The 19,740-nt window shown below is 59.8% G+C and carries 16 protein-coding genes; 5 read left to right on the forward strand and 11 right to left on the reverse strand.

Annotated features, from left to right (window positions below; translation table 11 throughout):
* The first annotated feature begins 135 nt into the window (after positions 1-135).
* The 4 genes from tig (at position 136) to F6X24_RS17635 (ending at position 6,634) form a co-directional block, all read left to right on the forward strand.
* Complete coding sequence (gene tig / locus F6X24_RS17620; protein WP_151089246.1) at positions 136-1,470, forward strand: trigger factor; 1,335 nt, start codon at positions 136-138, stop codon at positions 1,468-1,470.
* 152 nt (positions 1,471-1,622) lie between these two features.
* Positions 1,623-2,330, forward strand: a complete 708-nt coding sequence (locus tag F6X24_RS17625; protein WP_151089247.1) for a ClpP family protease — start codon at positions 1,623-1,625, stop codon at positions 2,328-2,330.
* Positions 2,331-2,605: 275 nt separating this feature from the next.
* Entirely contained in the window at positions 2,606-3,829 is a 1,224-nt protein-coding gene (clpX, locus tag F6X24_RS17630) for an ATP-dependent Clp protease ATP-binding subunit ClpX (protein WP_151089248.1), read from the forward strand.
* 102 nt (positions 3,830-3,931) lie between these two features.
* Positions 3,932-6,634 (forward strand): cyclic nucleotide-binding domain-containing protein, encoded by a 2,703-nt coding sequence (locus F6X24_RS17635; RefSeq protein ID WP_151089249.1) that lies wholly within the window; start codon positions 3,932-3,934, stop codon positions 6,632-6,634.
* Positions 6,635-6,681: 47 nt separating this feature from the next.
* On the opposite strand, the gene F6X24_RS17640 is transcribed toward F6X24_RS17635, so the two are convergent.
* From F6X24_RS17640 to F6X24_RS17655, 4 genes are all read right to left on the reverse strand, one after another.
* A complete protein-coding gene (locus F6X24_RS17640; protein ID WP_151089250.1) occupies positions 6,682-7,728 on the reverse strand; it encodes an adenylate/guanylate cyclase domain-containing protein in 1,047 nt (348 codons plus the stop codon).
* The gene (locus F6X24_RS17645; RefSeq protein WP_151089251.1) at positions 7,725-8,108 is read right to left on the reverse strand and encodes a response regulator; all 384 of its coding nucleotides are present in this window, start codon (positions 8,106-8,108) and stop codon (positions 7,725-7,727) included. The genes F6X24_RS17640 and F6X24_RS17645 overlap by 4 nt, the downstream gene beginning before the upstream one ends.
* Before the next feature lie 30 nt (positions 8,109-8,138).
* The gene (locus F6X24_RS17650) at positions 8,139-9,521 is read right to left on the reverse strand and encodes a sensor histidine kinase (RefSeq protein ID WP_229725210.1); all 1,383 of its coding nucleotides are present in this window, start codon (positions 9,519-9,521) and stop codon (positions 8,139-8,141) included.
* A gap of 69 nt (positions 9,522-9,590) precedes the next feature.
* Entirely contained in the window at positions 9,591-10,760 is a 1,170-nt protein-coding gene (locus F6X24_RS17655) for an NTP transferase domain-containing protein (RefSeq protein WP_151089252.1), read from the reverse strand.
* Positions 10,761-10,834: 74 nt separating this feature from the next.
* Here F6X24_RS17655 and F6X24_RS17660 point away from each other — a divergent pair, with 74 nt between their 5' ends.
* Complete coding sequence (locus F6X24_RS17660; RefSeq protein ID WP_151089253.1) at positions 10,835-12,046, forward strand: molybdopterin molybdotransferase MoeA; 1,212 nt, start codon at positions 10,835-10,837, stop codon at positions 12,044-12,046.
* A gap of 63 nt (positions 12,047-12,109) precedes the next feature.
* On the opposite strand, the gene F6X24_RS19035 is transcribed toward F6X24_RS17660, so the two are convergent.
* The 7 genes from F6X24_RS19035 to F6X24_RS17690 all read right to left on the reverse strand — a co-directional run bounded on the left by F6X24_RS19035 (position 12,110) and on the right by F6X24_RS17690 (position 19,715).
* The gene (locus F6X24_RS19035; RefSeq protein WP_191906378.1) at positions 12,110-12,256 is read right to left on the reverse strand and encodes an MFS transporter small subunit; all 147 of its coding nucleotides are present in this window, start codon (positions 12,254-12,256) and stop codon (positions 12,110-12,112) included.
* A 33-nt stretch (positions 12,257-12,289) separates the two neighbouring features.
* A complete protein-coding gene (locus F6X24_RS17665; protein WP_191906379.1) occupies positions 12,290-13,702 on the reverse strand; it encodes an L-lactate MFS transporter in 1,413 nt (470 codons plus the stop codon).
* A 201-nt stretch (positions 13,703-13,903) separates the two neighbouring features.
* Positions 13,904-16,465 carry an FdhF/YdeP family oxidoreductase gene (locus tag F6X24_RS17670; RefSeq protein WP_151089254.1) on the reverse strand — a complete coding sequence of 854 codons (2,562 nt, stop codon included), beginning with the start codon at positions 16,463-16,465 and terminating at the stop codon, positions 13,904-13,906.
* 158 nt (positions 16,466-16,623) lie between these two features.
* The gene (locus F6X24_RS17675) at positions 16,624-16,959 is read right to left on the reverse strand and encodes a DUF7009 family protein (protein ID WP_151089255.1); all 336 of its coding nucleotides are present in this window, start codon (positions 16,957-16,959) and stop codon (positions 16,624-16,626) included.
* A gap of 159 nt (positions 16,960-17,118) precedes the next feature.
* Positions 17,119-17,988, reverse strand: a complete 870-nt coding sequence (gene fdhD / locus F6X24_RS17680; RefSeq protein ID WP_151089256.1) for a formate dehydrogenase accessory sulfurtransferase FdhD — start codon at positions 17,986-17,988, stop codon at positions 17,119-17,121.
* Between the two features lie 98 nt (positions 17,989-18,086).
* The gene (gene lpxB / locus F6X24_RS17685; RefSeq protein ID WP_151089257.1) at positions 18,087-19,199 is read right to left on the reverse strand and encodes a lipid-A-disaccharide synthase; all 1,113 of its coding nucleotides are present in this window, start codon (positions 19,197-19,199) and stop codon (positions 18,087-18,089) included.
* 102 nt (positions 19,200-19,301) lie between these two features.
* On the reverse strand, positions 19,302-19,715 hold the full coding sequence (locus F6X24_RS17690; RefSeq protein ID WP_151089258.1) for a 6-pyruvoyl trahydropterin synthase family protein: 414 nt from the start codon (positions 19,713-19,715) through the stop codon (positions 19,302-19,304).
* Positions 19,716-19,740 lie beyond the last annotated feature (25 nt).

Here is a 19,740-nt window from a genome sequence, read left to right on the forward strand (position 1 = left end):
AATGTGGTAGGTATGCTGAAAGTGGAAAATGCGAAAATGAATTGTTAACATTTTCACATTCAGCCCATTCATCATATTTATCACATTTATTTTTTAACCTTTCCGACTGGCAAGCACCAGCTTGCTCCTACTGTTTTGAATATTACGCTTGACCGCAATGAGGAGCAGCTAACCGGGCTGCTGAACGTGCATCTCGACGAGGCTGACTACAGCGACGCCGTCGAAAAGCAGATTAAGGAAACCACCAAAAAGGCACAGTTCAAGGGCTTCCGCCCCGGCAAGGTGCCCGCTGGCCTGGTGCGCAAGATGTACGGCAAAGGCATTCTGGCCGATGAAATCAACCGCCTGCTGGGCCGTAGCGTTGATAACTACCTCAAGGAGCACAACGTAAAAATTCTGGGCGAGCCGCTGCCGCTGCCGAGCGATGTTGATTTTGACACTGCTACCTCGTTCGACTTCCAGTTTGAGCTGGGCTTGCTGCCCGACTTTGAGCTGCCCGCCGAAAACCAGGTAGCGCTGAAGCGCCCGGCCATCAGCCTCGACGACGCGACGCTGGCCGAGACCCACGAGCAGATTAGCCGCCAGTTTGGCGAAACCACCAACCCCGAGACGTCGGAGGCGGATGACTACCTGTTTGGCAAGCTGAAGAAAGCCGGCGCGGAGGGCGAAGGCCAGTCGGTACTGCTGCCTATCAACAAGGTAAAAAACGGGCAGGAGCGCTTTATCGGCGTGAAGGCTGGTGATACGCTCACCTTTGACCTGAGCGAGGCTTTTGGCGGCGACGCGGGGGCTATCCGCAGCTTTTCGGGCCTGAGCCGCGAGGAAGCAGCCGGCGCAACCGGCGAGTACGAGCTGGCCGTGGAGAAAATCAACCGCACGGCAACGCCCGAGGTAAATCAGGAGCTGTTTGACAAAGTGTTTGGCCCGGAGGCCGTTTCTTCGCAGGAAGAGTACGAGGCGAAAATCCGCGAAACCATCCAGGAGAACTACAACCGCGAGTCGGACAACCTGGTAAATCGTCGCCTTATCGACGCGATGATTGACAATACTACTATTCAGATTCCTACCGAGTTCTTCAAGAAGTGGCTGGTGCGGGCCAACGAAGGCAAGCTAGATGCGGCCACCGTGGAGCAGCACTTCAGCGACTACGAGCGCGAGCTGAAATGGAGCCTCATCCGCAATAAAGTAGTGGAGGATATGGGCCTGAAAGTAGGCACCGACGAGATTCGCAACCGCGTGCTCGACAAGATTCTGGGGCAGTTTGGCGGCGGCATGCCGCTGACCGACGAGATGCGTCAGGGCATGGCAGGCTTTGCTGATAACTACCTCAAGCAGGAGAACGGCAAAAACTACGTGCAGGAGTACGAGGCCATTCTGGCAGAGAAAGTGGTAGAAGCCCTGCGTGGCAAAGTTGTTGTTACGGATGAGCCCGTAACGGCCGAAGAATTCCGCAACCAGAACGAGGGCTAGCCCGTCGGACTGCTTGCAGATAAAAAAGCCTTTACGCCCCGCGTAAGGGCTTTTTTGTGGCGTATTCTGTACGCTTACAACATTTTGAGCCCCTGCTCGTCTTTTGATTTTGCATACGGGCAAGCGGCAGCTTACCCCCTACTTAACCACTCATGCTGAACAAACAAGAGTTTCGCAAATTTGCCGTGAAGGGCCAGGGGCTCAACGGCCTGACCGTAGACCAGTACATTAACAACGTAGAAGGCCAGGTGCGCGGCGGGCTGGTACTGCCCAGCAACATGACCCGCTCGGTCATTGAGGAGCGCCCCCAGAACTTCCGGGAAATCGACGTGTTTTCGCGCCTCATCATGGACCGCATCGTGTTTTTGGGCACGGCCGTAGATGATTATATCGCCAATATTCTGACCGCACAGATGCTGTTTCTGGAGTCGGCCGACTCGAAGAAGGACATTCTGTTGTATATCAACTCGCCCGGCGGCTCGGTATATGCAGGATTAGGTATATATGATACCATGCAGTATGTAAATCCTGACGTAGCTACTATTTGCACGGGCCTCGCCGCTTCGATGGGCGCGGTGCTGCTGGCTGGTGGCGCCAAGGATAAGCGTTCGGCCCTGCCCCACTCGCGGGTGATGATTCACCAGCCCAGCGGCGGCGCGCAAGGCCAGTCGTCGGACATTGAGATTACGGCCCGCGAGATTCTGAAGCTCAAGAAGGAGCTGTATGACATTCTGGCAAAGCACACCGGCAAAACCTACCAGGAGATTCACGACAACTCGGACCGTGACTACTGGATGCGCGCCGATGAAGCCAAGGAGTACGGCCTGATTGACGAGGTGCTGGAAAAAAAGCCCGCCTAGCCCACTGATTAGCGCGAACTTTAACGGGTTTCGCCGATTTTGTGGAGGGCATTCAGGTCTCAACGAAAAGCTCCGGCTGGCCAGCCGGAGCTTTTTGATTTTTATAGAGACTGGGCAAAGCGCTGATACTGCCGCGAAACTTTCGCCTGGGCTTAGCGCTTTGCAACTGCTGCGCCCGGCTGGTTTCCTTGGGCCGGCCGGGCCCAATGCTGAGCGGCCAACTTATCTTTGTAGCCGTTTTCTGCTGAAAACATTTTTTTATCTGAACGCTCCCGATGCCGGAAATAGCCTGCTCCTTTTGTAACAAGCCCAAGCGCGATGTCGCGGTGATGATTTCGGGTATTAATGCCCACATCTGCGAGAAGTGCGTGGCGCAGGCCCAGCACATTCTGAGCGAAGAAACCAAGCTGCAGGCCGAAGCCCGCCAGCCGAAGTTTAATCTCATCAAGCCCCGCGAGATTAAAACCCACCTCGACCAGTACGTGGTGGGCCAGGACGAGGCCAAGCGCGTGATGAGCGTGGCAGTGTACAACCACTACAAGCGCCTGATGCAGAAGCCGCAGCACGACGAAGTGGTAATTGAGAAATCGAATATTATCATGGTGGGCGAGACTGGCACGGGCAAGACTTTTCTGGCCCGCATGCTGGCTAAGATTCTGCAGGTGCCTTTCTGTATTGCCGATGCCACGGTGCTGACCGAGGCCGGCTACGTGGGCGAAGATGTGGAAAGTATTCTGACGCGCCTGCTGCAAGCGGCCGACTACAACCTCGAAGCCGCCGAGCGCGGCATCGTGTACATTGATGAGATTGATAAGATTGCCCGCAAGAGCGACAACCCCAGCATCACGCGCGATGTGAGCGGCGAGGGCGTGCAGCAGGCTTTGCTGAAGCTGCTGGAAGGCACGCACATCAACGTGCCGCCGCAGGGCGGGCGCAAGCATCCCGACCAGAAGATGATTTCGGTGAATACCGAAAATATTCTGTTTATGTGCGGCGGCGCCTTTTCGGGCATCGACCGCATTATCAAGAGCCGCCTGAATACCAAGCCGATGGGCTTCTCGAAGACCAACCTCGACGAGAAAGTAGATACCCAGAACTTTCTGCGCTACGTGTCGGCCCAGGATATCAAGAGCTTTGGTCTCATTCCTGAATTGATTGGCCGCCTGCCGGTGCTCACGCACCTCAACCCGCTGGACAAGACTACGCTGCGCCTGATTCTGACCGAGCCCAAGAACTCGCTCGTGCGCCAGTACAAGCGCTTATTCAACATGGAGAATATTCAGCTCGACTTTACCGAGGAGGCGCTCGAATACATTGTGGAGAAGGCCGATGAGTACCGCCTGGGCGCGCGCGGTTTGCGCTCCATCTGCGAGAGCATCATGACGGACGCCATGTTTGAGATGCCTTCGCAGACGGAAGTCGGCGAGTTTACCATTACCGAGAGCTACGCCCGCAGCAAGTTTGAGAAGTCGCCGCTGCAGCTGATGCGCGCAGCCTAAGCGCGGCAATAGCTTGAGAGAGAACGTCATGCCGGGCAGTGCCCGGCATGACGTTTTTAGTAGCACTTCTTCAAAAACCGCGGGCGGGCTAACTTGCGCTCCATGACGGTAATCGAACGTGGGCGGCAGCTGCTGGGCGTGCGCCCCGAGGAAGGGCCCACGGTGCGGCTATTTTTCCTGCATAACTTCCTGCTGGGTATCGGCACCATCCTGGTGTATGTGGCGGCCAACGTGCTGCTGCTCGAAAACAACCCCGAACGCAACCTGCCGCTTGCCTACGGCATAGCCGCGCTGGCAATGCTGGCCGCCGGCAAAGTGTACGGGCATTTTGAGCACCACTGGCTGCTGCAAAAGCTGGCGGTGCGGGTGCTGCTGGCCGCAGTAGTCCTCACGGGTATGCTGGGGGCGCTGGTAGTTACCGGCCATTCGGTGGCGGCCGCCGTGGCCCTTATGGCGGGCTACCGGGTTATCTACCTGCTGACCAACCTGGAATTCTGGGGCGTTTCGGCCGTGGTATTTGATGTGCGGCAGAGCAAGCGGCTGTTTGGCATTATCAGCGCCGGCGATATGCCGGCCAAGGCCCTGGGGGCCGTGCTGGCCATTTTTATTCATACCAATGCCGAATTGCCGTGGCTACTGGGTACTGCCTTCGGGGCCTATTTGCTGGCCCTGCTGACTTTGCGGGCTACGTTGCGCTCGCACGTGGTAGAGGCCGCGCCGGCCTCGCGCCGGGCGCGCGGGCAAGCCGTAGCGCCGGGGCTGCGCCGCTGGTTTGGCGATAGCCGCCTGGTGCTCACCATGTGCCTGAGTCTGCTGGGCCTGGCCGCCGTGACGACGGGTATCGAGTACCTGTTTTTTGTAAATGTCAAGCATCGCTTTCACGACGAGGCAGCCATTATGCGCTACGTGGGCACGGTGCTGGTGAGCACCTACCTGATAGCGATGCTGTTTAAGCTGCTGCTTTCGCAGCATACCGTAGATAGGCTGGGCGTGCGGCGAGTGCTGCTGGCGCTGCCGGTGCTGCTGCTGGCGGGCCTGCTGGCCTACAGCGGCGTAAACCGGAGCGACGCGGGCGAGTCGCTGCTTTATTTCTGCGGGTTGTATCTGGGGCTGGAAGTATTGCGGCGGGCAGTATTTGACCCCGTATTTCTGCTGCTGTTTCAGCCGCTGTCGCCACCCGAGCGGCTGCAGGCCCACACACTGGCGAAAGGAATTTATGAGCCGCTGGGCATAGCCCTGGGTGGCGGGCTGCTGTTTGCGCTGCACGCGCTACCGGGTGGTCAAACCTGGGGCCCGTTTGTGTGGATGGGCCTACTGATGCTGGCCGTTTTGCTGCTGCTGGCCCGTACTTACCACCAATACGTGGCCGAGTTGCAGCACGCGCTCAGTCGCCGCTTTACCGACGAGGCGGCAGGCGAAGTAGTAGCTGCGGCTACTCAGCCCGCCGGTGCCTCCTCGCCCACACTGGCCGACCCGGCCGAAATCCGCCGCCTTATTCACTCTCTGGGGACCAAAGCCGACCGGGCAGCTGCCACGCAACACCTGCTGCGCCTGGGCGAAGCCGTACTGCCTATCCTGGCCGAAATACTCAGCACCGACCTTGACCAGACCCTGGTGCGGCGCGTGGCCCAGGTGTGTGCCCGCCTGCGCACGCCAGCCAGCCGGCAGCTGCTGGTAGGGCTGGCGCGGCAGCCAAACCTGTTTCGGCGGGAAGCTGCGCTGCGGGGGTTGCGCCATTTTGGCGTAGTACCATCCGAAGTACCGCTGTTTCAGGCGCTGGTGCACGACGAGCTGCAGCTGGCCCAACAACTAGTACACGGCCAGACCACGGCCAGCCCCGAGCTGGCAAGCTGCCTCGACTATGAGCTGCTACGCACTCAGCAACGCGTTTTTGCCCTGCTGGGTCATATTTATGCTCCCCAGCTTATTGCCGATGCCCAGCGCGGCGTGGTCCACGCTGCCCGTGAGCGCCAGGCTAATGCCCTCGAAATACTGGATAATAGTATTGCCCGGCCTACCTACCAGGGCCTGCAGGCGCTGCTGGCCATTGCGCCGCCTGCCGAGAAGGAGCGCACGTTCGACCGCCTGCTGGGGCCGCTGCTGGCACCCGCGCCCATCGTCGAAACCATTGTAGAGCGGGGCGAAACGGCCTTCTCTGACTGGACGGTGCGGGCGGCACTCGACCAATGGCAGCCCACGGCGGCCACTGTACAGGCCATTGGGCCGCACCTGCGCAGCAGCAGTCCGCTGGTGCGCGAGAGCGCGTTCCGCCTGCTGGCGCAGCTGGCAGTGGCCCATCCCTTCCTCTATCAGTTGGTAAACGCTGCCCACCAAACCCTCAACAGCCTGCTTATGAGCCATGCCGCCACGACCTCGCACATCGCCGCTGCCGAGCGGGTGCAGGTGCTGCAACAAACCGCCCTGTTTGCCGAAACGCCCGAAAACGTGCTCAGCAGCATCGTGCCCATCATGAAGGAAGTGAGCTTCGCTGCTGGCCAGCAGATTTTTGCCAAGGGCGACCTGGGAGCCTCGCTCTTTATTATTTACGAAGGCCAGGTCGGCATTCTCAACGGCCCGCGCTTACTGGCAACCTTCGGTAAGGGCGACTTTTTTGGCGAGCTGGCCCTGCTCGATGCGGAGCCCCGCTCGGCAGCGGCCGTGGCAGAAGGCGCAGTTACAGCCTTCCGGCTCGACCAGGAAGATTTTTATGATGTAATGGAAGAGCGCCCCGAGGTACTGCGCAACATCATGAAAGTGCTATGTCAGCGCCTGCGCCGGCAGAATGAGGTGGCGCAGGCCCGGTAACCCTTCGCTTACTATGGCTACTATGGCGCGCGGCGCTGCTAGGCGACTTAAGCCACTACTTCGTAGGTCATGATTGGCTGAGCCTTGTTTTTCAGCTTCAGCTCGCCGATGGGCTGGCACTGAAAGCTTTCCCTGATGCGCTCGTAGATGGCCTCCGTGATAACAATCTGGTTGGGCTGGGCAGCTGACTGCAGGCGCTGGCTTACGTTTACGGTATCGCCTATTACGGTGTAGTCCAGGCGCTTGAGCGACGCCGAGCCAATATTGCCCGACACCATCTCGCCGGTGTTGATGCCTATGCTTACGGCCGGCTGGTGGTCGGTACCGTCGGGCAGCGGGTTATGGGTGGCCTGTAGCTGCGTACGTACCAGCAGGGCCGCGTCGATGGCGCGGTCGAGGTGATACTCACCCCGAAAAACGGCCATTACAGCATCGCCCATAAACTTGTCAATGTAGCCCCCGTGCGCGATTACTTCCTTCACAATCTGGTCAAAGTAGGTGTTGAGCAGCGACACGACCGTGGCGGCCGGCTGGGTTTCGGAGAGCGAAGTGAAGCCGCAGATGTCCACAAACATAACGGTGGCCTCTACTACTTCGCTGGCCAGCAGCTTGTTCTCGAAGCCGGGCCGGGCCATGAACTTGATAACCGTCTCATCGACGTACATCCGCAGGATATTATTTTCCTGAATGGCTTTGAGCGTATCGCGCAGCTGCTGCACGTGCACGGCAGTTTTTTCGATTGTCAGCTCCAGGTCATTGAAATCCACGGGCTTGCACACAAAGTCGAACGCCCCGTGGTTCATGGCGGCCCGGATATTTTCCATGTCGCCGTAGGCCGACACCATCACGGTTTTGGTCATGGGGCTGGCTTCGGGCAGACGGCCGAGCAGGGTCAGGCCATCCATCACGGGCATGTTGATATCGGAGAGTACGATGTCGGTATCGGGGTGGTCGTGCAGGCGGTCGAGGGCCTCCTGCCCATTGCCGGCAAAGAGAAACTCGTAGGCGTTTTCCCGGATTTTGCGCCGAAACTTTTGCTTGATGAGTAGCTCTAAATCCGCTTCGTCATCGACCACCAATATCTTAGTTTTCATATGCTTTGGATAGCGTGAAGCTTTTCCTTCAGCGCGGCAAAATCGACGGGCTTGGTCAGGAAATCATTGGCACCGAGGCGCATGGCCTGGTCGTGCGTTTCGGTATCGCCGTAGGCAGTGAGCATCATCACCAGGGGCGGCGGGGGCGGCAGCGGGTCTTGCTTGACGTGGCGCAGCAGCTCCAGCCCGCTCATGCCGGGCATGTTGATATCGGAGAGAATGAGCACCACCTCCGACGGGTGGTCGCGCAGGAAGCCCAGCGCCTCCTCGCCCGAGTAGGCAAAAGAGAACGCAAACTCGCCACTGCGGATTTCGCGTCGGAAGCGCTGCTCAAATAGCACCCGCACGTCGGTTTCGTCGTCAACTACCAGTATTTTCATGCCTTGTAAAGATAGGAACAGCGGCAGGCCTCACGTCGTAGGCAGCCGCACCGTAAACGTAGTACCCTGGCCTTCCTCGCTCTCCACGGTGAGGGTGCCGCCGTGGCCCTGCACAATGATGTCGTGGCTCAGCGACAAGCCCAGGCCCGTGCCCTCGCCGGCGGGCTTGGTGGTGAAAAAAGGCTGAAATATCCTGGCTTTCACCGCCTCCGGAATGCCCGTGCCGTTGTCATGCACCTGCACTTCAACCTCGTTGGCTACGAGCCGGGTGCGCACCCCCACGGTAGGCTTGTAGCCCGGCTCGCCGAGTTGCTGGCGCTGCTGCACCGCGTAGAACGCATTGGTAAACAGGTTGAGCAGCACCCGGCCCACATCACCGGCAACCAGCTCAACCAGGGGGAGGCCGGCAGCCAGCTCGGGCTGTAAGGTGGCATTGAAGGACTTGTCTTTGGCCCGCAGGCCGTGGTAGGCCAAGCGCAAATATTCATCGGCCAGCATATTAAGGTCGGTGGGCTGGCGCTCGCCGCTGCTGGCGCGGCTGTGCTCCAGCATCCCCCGCACGATGCCCGCCGCCCGGCCACCGTGCTGGGTAATGCGCTGGAGATTCTGCTTCAGGTCGGCCAGCAGCTCGGCTTCGAGAGCCGGGTCGCGGGTAGGCCGGCTGCGCTCTTCTTCGAGCTCGGTAATAAGCTCGGCCGATACATCGGCGAAGTTGTTGACGAAATTGAGCGGGTTTTGAATCTCGTGCGCTATCCCCGCGGTGAGCTCTCCCAGGCTGGCCATCTTTTCGCGCTGGATTAGCTGCGCCTGCGTAGCACGCAGGTCGGTAAGCGCCGTTTGCAGCTCCTCGGCCTGCCGGGTGAGCAGGGCCGTCCGCTCGGCCACCAGCCGTTCCAGCTCCAGGTTTTTGGCAGCGATAAACTGCCGGGCTTTTTCTTCTTCGGCCCGCTCCTGCTCCTGCTTCAGCAGCCCTTTCTTCTGGCTGTTGGCCAGGAAAACCATCGCAAAAAACCAAAACGCATCTAACTCGCCCCACAGCTTGAACCCCAGGCTGTACGGCGACAGCAGCTGCCAGCTGCCGATGGCCAGGCCCGTGGCAATAAGGCGGTGCAGCACCGAGGGTGCCAGGCCCAGCAGCAGCGTGCGGGCCGGGCGGTAGCTGCGCAGCTGTACCAGCAGCAGCACTAGCGCACCTACCGCGAAGAACAGGTAAATATCGCCCAGATACTGGTTGCGGTAGTGCAGCGCCGCGCTTAGCACAAAGGCCGCCATAGCCGGCGCCCAGAGCTTGCCTAGCAGTCTGTGCCAGCGGGGCAGGCGGCGGGGCGTATCCAGCAGCCGACGCATAATGAACACCAGCGTCATCACCACCCCGATGGCCAGCAGCAGCTCTTTGTTGGTAAATTTCTCCATCAGCAGCCAAAATAAAGCGCCGCAAGTTAGCCACTCACGGCGCTTTGGTTTAGCCGAATAGCTATTGATTTAGCCAGCCAGGGCCCGCTGGGCCGCCTCGCGCTCGGCCGGCGTATTCACATTTTGCAATACTTCGGCGCCGGGCGTAGGCAACACTGCCACATCGCTGTTGATGAGCATTTTGCGCGGGCATGAGTAGCCCAGGCTCAAAAACCGCAGCAGCTCGGGGTAGGCACGCGGCTCAAAAATGGTGAGGAGCGGCTCGGGAAACTCGCTGCCGGGGCTTTGGAATGCCGTGGCCAGGCGGCCGGGCTCTCGGCCAGCCACTAGCTGGCGCAGGGTAGCGGCCGTCAGGAAAGGCAGGTCGCAGGCCAGCACCAGCCAGGCGGCGTTGGGGTCGAATTGCAGCGCCGACAGAATGCCGCCCAGGGGCCCCAACCCCAGAAACCGGTCGGGCAGCGCCTGTAAGCCCTGGGGCAGCTCGGCCACCTGCTCGGCCCGGCACGACACCAAAACGTCGTGGCAGACTGCGGCCAATAAGCCCGCGGCCACTTCGCGCTGCTCAAGGCCGGTGGGGCCGTAGCGCAGGCGGCCTTTATCGGTTTGCATGCGCTGGCTGAGGCCACCGGCCAGCACCAGGCCGCGCAGCGGGGCCTGGCGAGCGGCCCGCCACTGCGCTACCCAGGCAGCCAGGCCCGCCGTATCGGTCCAGGCAAACCGCGGCAGCCACGCATAATGCGGCAGGTGCGCCCGCAGGTAATCAGGAATTTCCGCTACGCCTTCGGCCAATACAAACGCCTGCACGTCGGTGAGCTTGTCGAGTTTGTGAGCCAGCGACTTACGGGGGTCGATGAGAACAAGCTGCTGACGGGCGGTAAAATGATTGCCGTTTACCAGCACCAGGTCGGCCCCGGCCAGCAGCTCGGGCTGCGAGAAGCGGTCGAGCGCGCGCCGCTCATCGCCACGGCGGAAATGAATCTTATCCGTAACCTCCACATAAGCGCCGGCTTGCAGCAGCGGGCTCAGGCTTTGGGCAGGGTCAGCGTCGCCGCTGGTGTGGTCGGCATCGACGTAGCCGATGCGGTGCGCCGGGGTCAGCGCGGCCGTTATGCCAGCCGCCAGCCGCTGGATATCGCCACAGGGTGCCCCCAGCAAGGCCAGCTCGTGACGGGCAAATTCGCCGATGGCCGGGCGAGCCAGGTCGGCGTGCTTGGTACGGGGAACAAGTTTTTCAGTCATAGCTTTCACAACAATTCAGCCGGAAAATAGCTTGAATTTATCTTACCTTCTTCTTCTTTATCCTTCCCTGCTTCGTGCTCTCCGTCGAAAACGCTTATCGCCAGGTGCTGGCGACCGCTAGCCTGCTGCCTACCGAAACTGTGCCGCTAGCTGAGGCTATTGGCCGCGTGCTGCGGCAGGATATCACGGCCGACCGTGACTTTCCGCCCTACCACCGCGTGACAATGGATGGAATTGCGGTAAGCCACGCGGCCCTGGCGGCGGGCCAGCGGGTATTTCCCATCGAGCGTATCCAGCTGGCCGGGGCCGTGCCGGAGCCGCTTCTCAACCCGCGGGCGGCCGTAGAAATTATGACCGGCGCCGCGCTGCCGCCCGGCACCGATACCGTTATCCGCTACGAAGACCTGGACTTTAGCGATGAGCCTGCCCGCCAGGCCACGCTGCGGGCGGCACTGCCCAGCCAGGGCCACAACGTGCATCGGCAGGGCAGCGACCAGGTAGCCGGCACGCTTCTGCTGGCCCCCGGCACAGTACTAAGCCCGGCCGAGTTGGCAGTAGCGGCCACCGTGGGCGCAGGTAGGCTGACCGTAACGCGCCGCCCCCGCCTGGCGGTAGTGAGCACCGGCGATGAGCTGGTGGCCCTCGGCCAAACGCCCCTCCCCCACCAGATTCGGCGCTCTAATGCCCCTATGCTGCAAGCGGCGCTGGGGGCGGAAGGCTGCACCAGCGAGGCTTTTCATTTTGACGACGATTTGAAAACCCTCAAGGCCGGGCTGCCGCCGTTGCTGGCCGGGTTCGACGCCGTGCTGCTGAGTGGTGGCGTATCGAAGGGCAAAGCTGATTTTTTGCCCCAGGCGCTGCGCGAGCTGGGCGTGCAGGAGGTATTTCATCGGGTAGCCCAACGGCCGGGCCAGCCGCTCTGGTTTGGGCAGCAGCCGGGCGGAGCCACCGTATTTGCGCTGCCCGGCAATCCGGTGGCTACGTTTGCGGGCTACTACCGCTACGTGCGCGGCTGGCTACGCCAGTGCCAGGGCCGGGCAACCGAGCAGCCGGCCTTCGCGCAGCTAACGGCTCCGGTTGACTTCAAGCCGGCTCTTACGTATTTCCTGGCCGTGCGCCTCGAAAATGCGCCCGATGGCCGCTTGCTGGCTCACCCCGCTCCCACCGCTGGCTCGGGCGACCTGGCCGGCCTGCTGGCGGCCGACGGCCTGCTGGAACTGGCCGCCACCGACCAAACTCATTTTGCGGCAGGCACCGCCTGGCCACTGTGGCGATTTCGAGGCTAAAAAACGCTAAAAGCCGCTCAACTCTCGGGGAATTGAGCGGCTTTTTCAGCAATATAGCTTACCTTACTTAAACAGGGTCAGGGCTTTGATAAACGTTTGTGAGACGCCCCACACCAGCGGCACGCCAACGAAGAGCCAGGCCAGGATGACCGAGCCGCCTGCGGACTCTTCCGTTACGACCGGGGGGGCAGCATTGGGTTTCGGGTTCATATACTAGAAAGTTAAAGGGTGAGGAATGGGCACCTAGTGGCCGCCCGCTTCAATGGTTACCGGGCCTTTTTCCTGGTATTTCTCGTTTACGGCCGTCACGGCCAGGTCGGCCAGCAAGCCTACTGCGAGCAAGCCAGCCATGGTATAAAATACATTTTGGTAGGCGGCGGCCCCGGTTAGGCCTTTTGCCTTGGCGTGGTCATGCAACTGGTGCACAATCAGCGGCCCCAGCACGCCGGCGGTGCTCCAGGCAGTGAGCAGGCGGCCGTGAATGGCACCTACTTGGTATTTGCCAAATAAGTCAGACAGAAAAGCCGGGGCCGTGGCAAAGCCACCGCCGTACATGCTCACAATTACGCAGGCAGCTACTACATAAAGAGTTAGCTGCAAGTTATGGCCCAGCGTCGGGATACTGGCGTAAAGCAGAATGCCCAGGCCAAAGTAAATAGCGTACGTAGTTTTGCGGCCCAGCTTATCCGAAGCCGACGACCAAAAGAAGCGCCCCAGCAGGTTGAACAAGCTGAGCAGACCCACGAAGCCGGCGGCGGCAGCGGCCGTTACGCCATTGCCCGCCCCCATTGCCTTGTCGGAGAACGTGTCCTGAATGAGCGGCGAAGCCGTTTCGAGCACCCCAATGCCGGCCGTTACGTTGGTAACCAACACCACCCACAGCAACCAGAACTGCGGCGTTTTAATGGCATTGTCGGCCGATACGTTGCCGGCCGTAATCAGGGCACTGTGCTCTGCATTGGGCACGTAGCCGGCGGGAGCCCAGTTGTCGGCGGGCACCCGGATGGTCCACACCCCAAACTGCATAAACAAGAAGTAGATGATACCCAACACGATAAACGTCGGGGCTACGCCCTGAGGAGCCGACCCTTTGAAGTGGTTCATCAGGGCTACCGACAGCGGCGAGGCAATCATGGCACCGCCCCCAAAGCCCATGATGGCCATGCCAGTGGCCACGCCCTTGCGGTCGGGAAACCACTTGATGAGCGTGCTGACCGGCGATATATAGCCAATGCCTAATCCAATGCCGCCGATGAAGCCGTAGCCGAAATACAGCAGCCAGATATTGTGCATACTGATACCGAGCGAGCCAATCAGAAAGCCACCTCCGAAGCACAGTGCGGCAGCCAACATGGCTTTGCGCGGCCCTACGCGCTCCAGCCACTTGCCAAACAGTGCGGCCGACAAGCCCAGCAGCACAATGGCAATGGAGAAGGTGATGCCAATCTGGGTAGGTGTCCAGTCGGTCGGGGCCGGGTTGGCGGGGTCGCCGCTGAAGAGCGAGCCCAGCGGCTTGTTAAACACGCTAAATGCGTAGGCCTGCCCAATAGCGAGGTGAATAGCCAGCGCGGCGGGCGGCACCAGCCAGCGATTATAGCCAGGCGGCGCAATGGTACGGCTACGGTCAAGCAGCGAGGCAGAGGAACTATCAGCCATGGTGGGAAGTAAAGGGTGAAAGAAAAGAGAAGAAAAACAGGTATAACGTCTTAGCCTTTTGCAAAGTAGAGAATTTCTTTCGCCTGACGAAGAAAGCCCGGCGAGCCAGCCGGCGCTGACGTTTCAGCATTTGCCACCAACGAGCGAGAATAAGAAAAAGCCTCTGGTATCTTTCCAGAGGCTTTTTACGATTACAAGCGGCTAGGCCGGCACCGCCTGCTGGCGCTGCTTCTGGGCCTGCGGGGCCTGGCCCACCTTAGCGGGAACTACCGTTACAACTACATACTTAGAAGTAGGTGTATTGCTGACTTTAGCCACGCTACTAATGGGCACCAGCGGGTTGGCCTCCGGGAAATAAGCGGCCACGTTGCCTTTCGGGATTTCGTAGGGCACGGCAATAAATTTTTCGACTGTGCGCTGCTCACCCTCAAAATGGCTGGTGATGTCAAGCAAGTCTTTGGCCTTGATGCCCCGGGCCGCCATATCGCTTTCATTCATGAACAGCACGCGGCGCTCGCCGTGGATGCCCCGGTAGCGGTCGTTATATTCATAAATTGTAGTATTAAACTGGTCATGACTCCGTATCGTCATCAGAATGAGCTGGTCGGGCTCCAGGCTATACTTCTCCAGCTGGGTGGTGGTGAAGTTAGCCATGCCGTTCTTGGTTGTGAACTTGCGCTCACGCGGGCCGTTGGGCAGGTAAAAGCCCCCCGGCTTGCGCAGGTTTTCATTAAACTTCTCAAAGCCCGGAATAACCCGTGAAATGTGGTCGCGGATAACGTCGTAGTTCTCCGTCATGGCTACCCAATCGGCTACATTGGTGCGGTCGGGGCCCAGGGTCGCAATGGCTACGCCGGCCAGAATGGCTACTTCGCTCATCATCTGGCCCGGCAACGGCACCAGCACGCCCTTGTTCTGGCTTACTACGCCCATTGAGTTTTCGCAGCTCGTCATCTGGTGGCCCGACTTCTGCATATCGATATCGGCGTGCGTGAAGCAGGGCAGCAGCAGGCTGGTTTCGCCGGTTACGAGGTGCCCGCGGTTGAGCTTGGTACCCACAAATACCGTCAGCTTCTGCTTGCGCATGCCGTCGGCAATCAGCTCCGTATCGGGGCCAGCGGCCAGCAGGTTACCGCCCAGGCTAAAATAAACTTTGGTTTCACCCTTGTGCATCTTCTTGATGCTCTCCACCGTATCGAAGCCATGCTCGTAGGGCGGCGTGAAGTTAAATTCCTTCGCCAGCGCATCCTGAAACTCTTTGGTCGGCTGCTCCCACACGCCCATGGTGCGGTCGCCCTGCACGTTGGAGTGGCCCCGCACCGGGCAGGTGCCCGCGCCGGGCTTGCCAATAGCGCCCTTCATCAGGTGCAGGTTCACGATTTCCTGGATGGTTTGCACGCCCTGCCGCTGCTGCGTTACGCCCATTGCCCAGCAGGTAACTATTTTTTGCTTATGGGCAATAAGATTGGCAGCTTCGAGCAAGCGGGCGCGGCTGATACCGCTCAGCTCCTCAATGTCTTCCCAGCTCGTGTTGCGGATATTTTGCTCAAACGACTCGAAGCCCGTGGTGTACTCGGCAATAAACGGCCGGTCTACCACCTGCCCGGGGTTCAGGTCTTCGGCCTCAAACAAGTGCTTCATGATGCCGCGCAGCAGGGCCATGTCGCCATCCACCCGCACTTGCAGAAACACATCGGTGATGGGGGTGCCATCGCCGAGCAGCGCTCCCAGCGCCCGCAGCGGGTTCATAAAATCCTGCGGGTTCCGGAAGTGGTTCAACCCTGCCTCAATCAGCGGGTTAACGCTGATAATCTTGGCCCCGTTGCGCTTGGCCTTTTGCAGCGCCGAGAGCATGCGCGGGTGGTTGGTGCCCGGGTTCTGGCCAATAATGAGAATTACCTCCGCGTCATGAATATCATTGAGCGTAACCGAGCCCTTGCCCAGGCCCAGCGTGGGGCTCAGGGCCGCGCCGCTGCTCTCGTGGCACATATTTGAGCAGTCGGGCAGGTTATTGGTGCCAAACTGCTTGGCAAAGAGCTGAAACAGGAAAGCCGGCTCATTGGGCACCTTGCCCGAAGTATAGAATACCGCTTCGTGGGGCGAAGCCAGCGCATTCAGCTCTTTGGCTACCAGCTTAAAAGCATCGGGCCACTCAATGGGCGAGTAATGCGTGTCGCCGGGTCGCTTCACCAGCGGATGCGTCAGGCGGCCCAGGTTATTGAGGTCACGGTCGCTCAGGCGCGAGAGGTCGGCCAGGCTGTTTTTGGCAAACACTTCAGGGCCGGCAGCCCGGTCATCGGCATCCGAAGCCGTGGCTTTGGCGCCATTTTCGCAGAACTCCGCAATTGAGCGATGGTCATCGGGGTCGGGCCAGGCGCAGCTCGAGCAGTCGAAGCCGTCTTTCTGGTTCATTTTCAGCAGCCCGTGGGTGCCCCGCGTCAGTCCCGCTTCGCCCCAGTTAAATTCCATCGACTTAATAACTGCCGTCAGGCCGGCCGCAATTTTCATGCGGGGCTCCAGCTTGAGGCCGGTGAGCGCCTCGGGTGGCTGGGCCAGCACCGGAAACAGGTACTTGGCCTCGGCCGTGGGCGGCGCCGGAATGTGCTCCTGGTCGCGCTCACCCTGCGGGTCGGGCCGGTAGTGGTCGTTGGTAGGAGCTACGCCTTGCTCGGGGCGCTCCCCGCTTTTGGGGGCATTGTCCTCAGCACCCTGCTGATGTGCTTTGCCGGCTTTGCCAGGGTCGTTAGTGGGCGAATCTTCCATTGGGGAGGTGTGAAGTAGACGGTAGAAGGTATGAGGCAACAGGACTAATGCAGTATAAGCCATTCCGAGAAGGCGAGTTAACCGGCTAGCCCGCCAAGCAGCGTTTTCGCTCAATACTCACCCCTGATGACTTCTACCTCTTAGCCCATACTTACAAGTTAGTGGCGGCAATCAAGGTCTTTTTCAACCATGATACGTAGCTCACGGTTTTCAGCTACCCTTACCTGGGCCGAAAAACCATTTTTTTCGGTGCTTGTCCAAGCCAGTGCTTCAGCGGCGGGCACTTCTACCACCAGGTTTCCAGCTTCATAGCGCACCCCCACTGCGTTGGCCTCGGCCGAGGCAGGCAGTGCTTCCAGGGCGTATACCAGCGTCTGGCCAGGGCCGGCCCCAAATACGATGGTATACGCCACGCGCCCGGCCTGGGCAAACTGCTGCACCTCGGCATCGGACAGACGCAGGCGTAGCGAATTTTCTTCAAGTCTTAGCTTCATTACCCGGTACGCTCATTTTAATGGATACTATGGTCTGGTCAGCACCTGCCTTCCGCGTCAAATAGTGTTTTTTCACTATACTTAAGCCGGTTTGCGTTGCCAATCAAGGTGGCTCGGCTCACGCTAAACGAAGCCCAGCTAAATGGGTTAAGCACCTGGTTAACTCACAATTCGCTGGGCGTGGGTATAAATATTAAACCGCTCGTTGCGCACAAAGCCCAGCAACGTCAAGCCAAACTCTTCGGCGGCCTCCACGGCCAGGCTGCTGGGCGCCCCCACCGCCGCCAGAATGGCCACGCCCGCCACGGCGGCTTTCTGCACCAGCTCGAAGCTGGCGCGCCCACTTACCAATACTATACTTTGGTGCAAAGGAACTTGCCCAGCCAGCAGCGCAGCTCCTACCACTTTATCAAAGGCATTGTGGCGGCCCACGTCCTCGCGTACCAGCAGCAGCTCGCCGGCCGCCGAAAAAAGCGCGGTAGCGTGCAGGCCGCCGGTTTGCTCAAATACCCGCTGGGCCGCCCGCTGGCGCTCGGGCAGCGCATGAATAATGGCCGCCGGCACGCGGGGACTAGCGGCCGGGGCCGGCACCGGGCAGCTTTCGGCCCGCACGGCTTCGATGCTCGTTTTGCCGCACACGCCGCAGCTGGAAGTAGTATAAAAGTGCCGCTCCAGGCGGTTTAGCTCCACTACCACGCCCGGTGCCAGCTCGGCCCGTATGACGTTGCCGCGCTCTTTGGGGCGGCGCGGGTCAGCCTGATGCGCGATGCCCGTCAGGTCGGCGGCCTGCTGCACCATACCCTCACTCAGCAGGAAGCCGGCCACCAGCTCCGCATCGTGGCCGGGGGTGCGCATAGTCACGGCCAGCGTATGCTGCCGGCGCTGCGCCAGTGGGCCGTAAGCCAGGCTTATTTCGAGCGGCGCCTCTACCGCCAGCAGGTCAGTAGCGGCCGAAACAACAGCACCGACCACGCGCTGCACGGTAGTGCGCTCGGCGCTGGTGGCTGAAGGCGGCTGACTACGTAACATGGTTAAACAGATGGGACAAGCAACTGCTTGACCATGCAACCGGCCCGATTGTTCAGCTGCCGGCCCCGAAATACCGCGCCGGACTTCTTACGAGTTGTTTATTTTTCCTGCAAATACTTCACCATCAGCGCTGCGGCTTGCGTGGCCGCGCTGTGCTGGCCCAGCTTCTGGCGCAGCTCGGCATAGCCACTTCGTTGCTGGGCAATGTACGCCTCATCCGTCAGCAGGCGCTTCAGCTCATCGAGCAGGTTACGGGCCGTAAAATTGCCTTGGATAAACTCCGCCACCACTGCGCGGCCCACAATAAGATTAACCAGCGAGATGTAAGGCACCTTGATAAGCGCCTTGCTGACCAGGTACGTGAGGCTACTGGTGCGATAGCACACTACCTGCGGCACGCCAAACAGCGCCGTTTCGAGGGTGGCCGTGCCGCTGGTAACAAGGGCGGCGCTGGCGCGGCTCAACAAGTCGAAGGCCTGGTCGAATACCAGCTTAATACCATTGCGCTCAAAGTGCTGGTAATAAGCACGGTCGAGGTTACTTACGCCGGCAACTACAAACTGATATTCCTGAAAGGCGGGCAGCACGGCCAGCATCTCGTGCAGCATCTCCTCTATTTCCTGCTTGCGCGAGCCGGGCAGCACGGCAATAATCCTGCGCCCGGGGTCGAGGCCATGCTGCGCCATGAAGCCGGGGTCGGGCCGAAAGGCGGCTACCTGGTCGGCCGTCGGGTTGCCGATATAGTCTACCTTATACTCGAAGCGCTGATAAAACTCCTCCTCGAAAGGCAGGATGACAAACATGCGGTCAACGTAGGCTTTTATCTTTTCGCCCCGGCTCTGATTCCAGGCCCATATTTTAGGCGATATATAGTAAAAAACATTTATTCCTTGTCCTTTGGCAAATTGCGCCATGCGTAGGTTAAAGCCGCCGTAGTCTACCAGAATAAGCACATCGGGCTGGTAGGCCAGGATATCGCGCTGACAATCTTTAAGATACTTCCTGAATTTGAGCAGGCTTGTCGCGGCTTCCACAAAGCCCATCACGGCCAGGTCGCGGTAGTGGCGCACCAGCTGCCCGCCTTCGGCCTGCATGAGGTCGCCGCCCCAGTACCGAAAATCGGCTGCCGGGTCCTGGCCCTTTAGCTCATGCAGCAAGTGGGCAGCATGGGTATCGCCGGAGCGCTCGCCCGCAATAAGGTAGTATTTCATCAGGTAAGTTATGAGCTAAGAAGAGAGAACCACGAACTGCTGCATACGCTCCGGCGCCATTGGTGGGCTCAATTCGTACTTCTCTTACGCGTCATTTCGGCATTAGCCGAAGTATTCCACCGAATTGCGGGGCGTTTCGTAGATTTTGATGCAGTGCAGCTGCGCCGGCGTAATGGCGGGCAGCTCGCGCGCCAGAATCTGCCAGAAGGCGACGGCCAGGTTTTCGGTGCTGGCAAGCTGGCCGTGCAGAAAAGGCACGTCGAGGTTGAGGTTTTTGTGGTCTACCTGCTCGGTAATATGCTGGCGGATAAGGTCACTGAGGGCCTTAAGGTCTACCACAAAACCAGTGTCGGGGTCGGGCTGGCCTTTCACGGTCACAATCATCTCGTAGTTGTGGCCGTGCCAGTTTTCGTTGGCGCAGGGGCCAAATACCTCCGCATTGCGCTCCGGGCTCCAGGCGGGGTTGTAGAGCTTGTGGGCGGCATTAAAGTGCTCGCGGCGGCTAACGTATACCATAGTCTTGGGGTCAGTAGGTGGCTGT

The organism is Hymenobacter baengnokdamensis, from assembly GCF_008728635.1.
Classification (GTDB): Bacteria; Bacteroidota; Bacteroidia; order Cytophagales; family Hymenobacteraceae; genus Hymenobacter; species Hymenobacter baengnokdamensis.